This is a genomic window from Pseudaestuariivita rosea, assembly GCF_017592335.1.
Taxonomy (GTDB): domain Bacteria; phylum Pseudomonadota; class Alphaproteobacteria; order Rhodobacterales; family Rhodobacteraceae; genus Parasulfitobacter; species Parasulfitobacter rosea.
The window spans coordinates 135,145-142,558 of the sequence record NZ_JACNMP010000007.1; the positions used below are offsets into that span (position 1 = coordinate 135,145).

Consider the following 7,414-nt stretch of genomic DNA (forward strand, 5'->3'; position numbering starts at 1 on the left):
ATGAATGATCCGTATCTTGATATAGTCTACAACACCTTTGTCCGTTACATCAATCTGCGGTCGTTTTCCAGTATGTGGTACTGGGCTAGCGTTCTGGTGATGTGGTCAGTTCTAGCCAATTGGGTTATGGGGGTGCCCTATGACATGGTGTCCCGCGCGCGCAGAAAGAAAGGTCAAGCGATGACCGATTTCGAAGATATGGTGCGCATTAACGTGAACCGTATTGATCATTTACTGGGGCGTGGAACAGGGTTTGCGACAGGGTTCTTCTGTTTTATGCTGACAGGCCTGGGCTTGCTTGGATTTTATTACTCATTCGAAACGGCTCAGGCGATTTTTCTTTTGGCGATGCCTGCGTCGATCGTGTTGCTGATGACTGTCAACAAGGCGCGCAAATTTCAACAACATATGCCGACTGGGGATGACCTTCGAAAGCAGATATTGATGCTGAGGTTCTGGATACAGTTAATTGGTGTCATTGCGATTTTGATTACATCGTTCTGGGGCATGTATTACAACACGTTGCACAATACAGCTTGGTTCTGATCTGCGGTTGACTTCGCCGCCCGGCGCGGTAGGTGACGCATCATGTCTGCATCCCACATCACCGTCAGCGGCGCGCCCGAGGGGTTTGATGCCAAGCTGATCCTTCAGGAACTTACCCGCGCAGATGCGCCGGTGTGTCATGTCGCGCGCGATGACAAGCGGCTTGAGGCGATGCGCGCGGCATTGCAGTTCTACGACCCCGCACTGCCGGTTTTTTCGTTTCCGGGCTGGGATTGTCTGCCCTATGATCGCGTGTCGCCACATGCGGATATTGCGGCTGCACGGATGGCGGTTCTGGCCGGATTGGTGCATGGGATGCCGCAACGCTTTGTACTGTTGACCACGCTGAACGCCGCCACGCAACGGGTGCCTGCGCGCGAGGTGTTGCGTGATGCCAGCTTCAAAGCCCAGGTGGACAGCCGCGTGGATGAAGCGGCGCTGAAGAATTTTCTTGTGCGTATGGGCTTTACGCAGGCCCCCACAGTGATGGAGCCTGGGGACTACGCCATTCGCGGCGGCATCATCGATGTCTATCCACCCGGTGAAAGCGGCCCTGTGCGGCTGGATTTGTTCGGCGATGTGCTGGATGGGGCGCGGCGGTTTGATCCGGTCAGCCAGCGGACAACTGAAAAGCTGACCACGGTCGAATTGGCCCCGGTCAGCGAGGTGATCCTGGACGAAGCTGCGATCACCCGGTTTCGGCAGACGTATCGCATCGAATTCGGCGCGGCGGGAACCGATGATCCGCTGTATGAATCCGTCAGTGCGGGGCGTAAGACGGCTGGTATCGAACATTGGCTGCCGTTTTTCCACGACAAGCTGGAAACGCTGTTCGATTATCTGCCCGATGCGGTGATCACGCTGGATGATCAGATGACGCCCGCGCGGCTGTCGCGGTGGGACAGCATCGCCGATCAATACGATGCCCGGCGCGAGGCGATGAGCCAGAAAAACCGCGCGGGCACGGTCTATAAGCCCTGTCCGCCAGAGTTGCTTTATCTGGATGATGCGGCCTGGCAGGCGCAGGTTCAGGGGCGGCGTGTGCTGCAGTTTGCGCCATTGCCGCAGCCGACGGGGCCTGGGGTGATTGATGCTGGTGGGCGCATCGGCCGAAACTTTGCGCCCGAACGGCAGCAGGAAAACATCAGCCTGTTCAATGCGTTATCGGATCATGTTAAGAAACGGATCAAAGCCGCGCCGGTGGTCGTCGCCAGCTATTCCGAGGGCGCGCGCGAACGTTTGCGGGGGCTGATGCAGGATGAGGGGCTGGAGGGCACGCGGCTGATTTCGACTATGGCCGACGTGCAGGATGGCGCTGTGCATCTGGCGGTCTGGTCGCTGGAACATGGGTTTGAGGCCCCCGGTGTCACCGTCATTTCTGAACAGGATGTCTTGGGTGACCGTCTGATCCGCGCGCCGAAGAAAAAACGCCGGGCCGAGAACTTCCTCACTGAAACCCAATCGCTGTCCCCCGGTGATCTGGTGGTGCATGTGGATCATGGGGTCGGGCGGTACCATGGGCTTGAGGTCATCACCGCCGCCGGTGCCGCGCATGAATGTATTTTTCTGGAATATGCCGAAGGCGCCAGGCTATACCTGCCCGTTGAAAACATTGAGCTTTTGTCAAAGTTCGGCCATGAGGAAGGGTTGCTTGACCGGCTTGGCGGTGGGGCGTGGCAGGCCAAGAAAGCACGGCTGAAAGAACGCATCCGTGAGATCGCCGATCGCCTGATCCGCGTGGCGGCTGAACGGGCCCTACGCACTGCGCCCGTGCTGGAAGCGCCGCCCGAAAGCTGGGACGCCTTCCAGGCCCGCTTCCCCTATCAGGAAACTGACGATCAGCTATCGGCCATTCACGATGTGCTGGACGATATGGCCAGCGGGCAACCGATGGACCGACTGATCTGTGGTGATGTGGGTTTTGGCAAGACCGAGGTCGCACTGCGCGCGGCCTTTGTCGCCGCCATGTCGGGTCTGCAGGTGGCGATCATCGCGCCGACCACGCTGCTGGCGCGTCAGCACTATGCCAATTTCGCCGAACGGTTCCGCGGCTTCCCGCTGCAGGTGCGGCAGTTGTCGCGCTTTGTCAGTGCCAAGGACGCCAGCAAAACCCGCGAAGGGATCAGTCGTGGCACGGTCGATATCGTGGTGGGCACCCATGCGCTGCTGGCGAAAACCGTGAAGTTTCAGAACCTTGGCCTGCTGATCATTGATGAGGAACAACATTTCGGCGTGCAGCACAAGGAACGCCTGAAACAGATGCGCACCGATATCCATGTGCTGACCCTGACCGCCACGCCCATTCCGCGCACGTTGCAATTGTCGCTGTCGGGCGTGCGCGATCTGTCGATCATCGGCACGCCGCCCGTCGACCGGCTGGCCATTCGTACCTATGTCAGCGAATTTGATACCGTTACCGTGCGCGAAGCCTTGTTGCGCGAACATTATCGCGGTGGGCAGTCGTTCTATGTCGTCCCGCGCATCAGCGATCTACCTGAAATTGAAGAGTTCCTGCGCGAACAGGTGCCCGAGGTGACGTTTATCACCGCCCATGGTCAGATGGCCGCGGGTGAGCTGGACGACTGCATGAACGCCTTCTACGACGGCAAGTATGACGTGCTGCTGGCCACAACGATTGTGGAATCCGGCCTGGATATCCCCACTGCTAATACAATGATCATACATCGCGCGGATATGTTCGGCCTGGCGCAGCTTTACCAGATCCGGGGTCGGGTGGGGCGATCAAAAACGCGGGCCTATGCCTATCTGACAACAAAGCCGCGTGTGAAACTGACAACCCAGGCGGAAAAGCGGCTGCGGGTTCTGGGCAGTCTGGATACGCTTGGGGCAGGCTTCACCCTGGCCAGTCAGGACCTGGACATTCGCGGCGCGGGCAACCTGATTGGCGAGGAACAGTCAGGCCAGATGCGCGAAGTGGGCTATGAGCTGTATCAGACCATGCTGGAGGAGGCGATTGCCAAGATCAAATCCGGCCAGATGGAAGGCCTTAGCGACGATGACGGCACCTGGGCCCCGCAGATCAATCTGGGCGTGCCGGTTCTGATCCCCGAAGACTATGTGCCCGATCTGGATGTGCGTCTGGGATTATATCGTCGCCTCAGCGGGTTAACCAGCAAAGTTGAACTGGAAGGCTTTGCCGCCGAACTGATCGACCGCTTTGGTCCCTTGCCGAAAGAGGTCAACACCCTGATGCTGATCGTTCGTATCAAGGCGATGTGTAAAAAGGCCGGCATTGCCAAGCTGGACGGCGGGCCCAAGGGGGCGACGATCCAGTTTCACAACGACAAGTTCGCCTCGCCCCAGGGTTTGGTCGAGTTCATCGAGGCACAGCGCGGATTGGCGAAAGTTAAGGACAATAAGATCGTCATCCGACGTGACTGGGCGAAAAGCGCAGACAAGATTAAGGGCGCATTTGGCATTGCCCGTGATCTGGCTGAAAAGGTCGTGGCCGAGAAGAAGCGGAAAAAGACAGTGGCGGGGTAAAGAGAGCTTATTGTTTACAAGTACCTTCTGAATGTTGCGGAGTGCAAGTGATGAAAAAGGGCAGCGACCGTCTGCGGGTGGGCGAGAAGCGCCCGCCAATGGGGGGCGGTCGGGCGCTGCCCGGTGGTGCCCACCGGGCGGGGGTGGTTGAGCCAAGCGATATAGAGTTGCACGACCGTATTTACTTGGTCTTTGAGGCCCCGGCGCGTGGGCCGGGACTGCGCAGGATGATAGATGCGCTTTTTCAGACCTTACAGCGTGGTTACCACCAGAAAGCTGACATAAGTGACATAGCCTGCCAGCAGTACACTGCCTTCAATCCGGGACAATTTGCGGCCTGTTACGGCGAAAATCAGCAGTGCCAGCGTCGCCAGCGCCATGATCCAGATATCCAGCGTAGCGATGCTGGCAGGGACGGCGATGGGGTATAGCAGCGCGGTGGTGCCAAGGATACCCAATATGTTGAAAATGTTGCTGCCGATCACGTTGCCCAATGCCACATCCCCCTGACCTTTGCGGGCGGCGATGATGGATGTGACCAACTCGGGCAGGGACGTGCCGACAGCAACGATGGTCAGGCCGATCACGGCTTCGGGCAGGTTAAAGCTTTGTGCGATGAAAATCGCGCCCTGCACCAGAAACTGCGCACCCGCCAGCATGATCACCAGCCCCGTGACGAAGACCAGCAGCGACCACCATATGGATGGCCCGACGGGCGCGATCAGATCAGCTTCGGCCTGATAGGTTGCAGCAGCGGCGGTTTGGGGCCGTTTTTCCAGCCAGATCGTGACGCAGAGATATGCGATGAGTAGCGTAATGAAGATTGCCCCGACGGTCCGACCGACAGTGCCTGTCAGGACGACACCGATGCAGAGAACCGTTGCCAGAACCAGCACACCACCGTCGCGGCGCAGGCTGGCGGGATGGGTGACCATGGGGCGAACAAGTGCTGCGCAAGCCAGGATGAGCAGGATATTGGCAATATTGCTGCCCACGACGTTACCGATCGCAATGCCCGGCGATCCGGCAAAGGCGGCCTGAACGCTGGTCGCCAGTTCAGGCATCGAGGTGCCAAAGCCCACCAGCGTCAAACCAATGATCATCGGTGAAATATGCAACTGCGTTGCCACGGCAACAGCGGACCGCACCAGCAGTTCACCGTCGATCACAAGGCCGATCAAGCCTATGATGATAAAAAGGAAATCCATTTTGATCCCTTACCCCAGACCGATGCGAAATGGCCCTTGCGGTGCGTTGCTTCAAGCCTTGGTCGAGACGATATTTTCATCAACCGCCCGCAGCCGCAGCATCAACAAATACGCAAGGGTTGCACAGGCCAGAACGCCCATGGCCACATATGTCGGCGTGCCGTCAAACAACTGCCCGATCGGGATGGCGATCAACACCGATCCGACTGTGGAAACCGCGCCAATGGCCGAGGCAGCCATGCCAGCGATATGGCCCAGGGGCTCCATCGCGATGGCGTTCAGGTTGCCGATTGTCATGCCCGCCAGAAAGAAAACCGACGTCACCCAGACGACATAAAGCGCGAAGTAGGCCAGTGGGGGCAGTATGTCTGTCATCGAGGCCATCACCATGACGCCCGAGATACAGATCTGCACCATCAGAGTTATCCGCACCATTTTCTGCATTCCCAACCGGACAACAAGGGCCGCATTGATCAGGCTGGCGCTGGCCGCGCAAACGGCTGTCAGTGCGAACCACAATGGAAACTGTGCCTCGCGGTCAAAAGTGACGTCATAGACGGAATGCGTCGTGATCAAGGCGGTGAACAGCATGGCAAAGCACAAGGTCTGCACCATGACCGACAGTCGGACGGACCGGTGGGTAAAGACCTCTTTCAAGGCAAGTGTCAGCGCGGGGGCACGCAGGGGACGGCGGGCGTCGCGTGGCAGGGATTCAGGCAAGCGCAGCATCATCCATGCGAGGACAATCAGAATAAAGACCACGAATATCGGAAAAATACCGCGCCATCCCAAAATGCCCATCAAGACGGCGCCAATAGCCGGGGCAAAGGCCGGGATTAACGAAAAGATCAGCATGATGAAGGACAGAATGCGCGCCATTTCGCGCCCTTCGTACAAGTCACGGACGATGGCCAGCCCAACGATCCTGGGCGCTGCGGCACCGATGCCTTGCAAGATACGGGCGGCAATCATCAATTCCAGCGTCGGGGCGATCCAGGCCAGCAACGCACCAACAATATATATAGCAGCGCCCGCGATAACGATATTTTTGCGCCCGAACGTGTCCGATAACGGGCCCACCACAAAGGTTCCAACACCCAGTCCGAACACAAAGCTGGTGATTACCAGTTGCGCCAGATTCAAATCGTCAGGGCTGAGCGCCCGACCGATGTCATCCAGTGCGGGCAACATTGCATCAATGGAAAAAGCCACCGTTGCGGTTAGCATCGCCATCAACGCAATGAATTCTGTACGGGAAATCAGTTTCTGGCCCATAGTGCCGCGCTATCACGGGTCGTCAAGACTGACCAGAGGCTTTTGGAGAGTATGGTACTATGTCTTTGCGGTTGCTTTCTGGCGTTGCTTAAGCATCAGTATTCCAACCCGAAGACACATAAGATCTATCTGAAGAAAACGTGGCCAAGCAGATCCGCAGGCAAACCCAATCTGCCTGCGATCATCCGTTCATAATGTTGCCGTTCTGAGCTTTTCATTCACAAACACATAGCCTACCGGCCTTTTTTGATCATCAACATGCTCAAAATTAAATCATATTTCTGCCCTATAATTGCATTCGGGCTTTTGGTTTGGTCTGACCGGTGCTTTTATTTGACACAGCTTTTTTGCTGGATACTGTCAGATCGGACCATGCCTTTTGTTTGAATAGTGTTTATCTTTTTTCGTATTCTGATTGATTTCGAGCGAATTGGTCGCATGGGCTGGAATATTGAACATAAACAATAGGTTTTCCATGCTACCTTATGCTATTGATGATAAGCTGACACCGGAAGTCTTTTGTTTTGACCCTGAACTGATTGTCGAAGTGACAAGCGTCTGTGACCTGAACTGTCCGGGATGCTATTCGCCCACGCTGCGCACGACAGAAAAGCCAGAAATCACCTTTGCGCAATATCCTGATATGTTCATGCTGCCCCGGACCCTGGCGCAGGCGTTGTTCAGTCTGCACCCTGCGCCGCGTCGTCTGTCATTGCGTGGGGGTGAACCGTCGCGCCATCCCCTGCTAGAGCAAGATGAGATCAGGTTGAAGCGTATCCTGAGTTGACAAGGTAATTCGCACATTCCTGCGGGGTGAAGCGGTCGAGCAGCTTACCGATCCTGCGCCATGTTGCCTCTATCGTGCGTTCGGCGGCGTCTCG

At 57.0% G+C, this 7,414-nt stretch carries 5 protein-coding genes; 3 read left to right on the forward strand and 2 right to left on the reverse strand.

The window, feature by feature from the left end; translation table 11 throughout:
- Positions 1-180: 180 nt before the first annotated feature.
- Together H7848_RS07355 and mfd are read left to right on the forward strand one after the other, a co-directional pair.
- Entirely contained in the window at positions 181-546 is a 366-nt protein-coding gene (locus H7848_RS07355) for a hypothetical protein (RefSeq protein WP_237072635.1), read from the forward strand.
- A gap of 42 nt (positions 547-588) precedes the next feature.
- Complete coding sequence (gene mfd, locus H7848_RS07360) at positions 589-4,050, forward strand: transcription-repair coupling factor (RefSeq protein WP_208349505.1); 3,462 nt, start codon at positions 589-591, stop codon at positions 4,048-4,050.
- Between the two features lie 251 nt (positions 4,051-4,301).
- Here the strand turns inward: mfd and H7848_RS07365 are convergent, their stop codons facing one another.
- Both H7848_RS07365 and H7848_RS07370 read right to left on the reverse strand, forming a co-directional pair.
- The gene (locus tag H7848_RS07365) at positions 4,302-5,258 is read right to left on the reverse strand and encodes a calcium/sodium antiporter (RefSeq protein WP_208349514.1); all 957 of its coding nucleotides are present in this window, start codon (positions 5,256-5,258) and stop codon (positions 4,302-4,304) included.
- A gap of 51 nt (positions 5,259-5,309) precedes the next feature.
- Positions 5,310-6,533, reverse strand: a complete 1,224-nt coding sequence (locus H7848_RS07370) for a multidrug effflux MFS transporter (protein ID WP_208349516.1) — start codon at positions 6,531-6,533, stop codon at positions 5,310-5,312.
- Between the two features lie 475 nt (positions 6,534-7,008).
- Here H7848_RS07370 and H7848_RS07375 point away from each other — a divergent pair, with 475 nt between their 5' ends.
- Positions 7,009-7,320, forward strand: a complete 312-nt coding sequence (locus H7848_RS07375) for a hypothetical protein (protein ID WP_208349518.1) — start codon at positions 7,009-7,011, stop codon at positions 7,318-7,320.
- Positions 7,321-7,414: the final 94 nt, after the last annotated feature.

Bases quoted from the DNA above. Each gene is read 5' to 3' on its own strand.
- H7848_RS07355 (WP_237072635.1), top strand. From the start codon at position 181: ATGACCGATTTCGAAGATATGGTGCGCATTAACGTGAACCGTATTGAT.
- H7848_RS07370 (WP_208349516.1), bottom strand. From the start codon at position 6,533: ATGGGCCAGAAACTGATTTCCCGTACAGAATTCATTGCGTTGATGGCG.
- H7848_RS07375 (WP_208349518.1), top strand. From the start codon at position 7,009: ATGCTACCTTATGCTATTGATGATAAGCTGACACCGGAAGTCTTTTGT.
- H7848_RS07365 (WP_208349514.1), bottom strand. From the start codon at position 5,258: ATGGATTTCCTTTTTATCATCATAGGCTTGATCGGCCTTGTGATCGAC.
- mfd (WP_208349505.1), top strand. From the start codon at position 589: ATGTCTGCATCCCACATCACCGTCAGCGGCGCGCCCGAGGGGTTTGAT.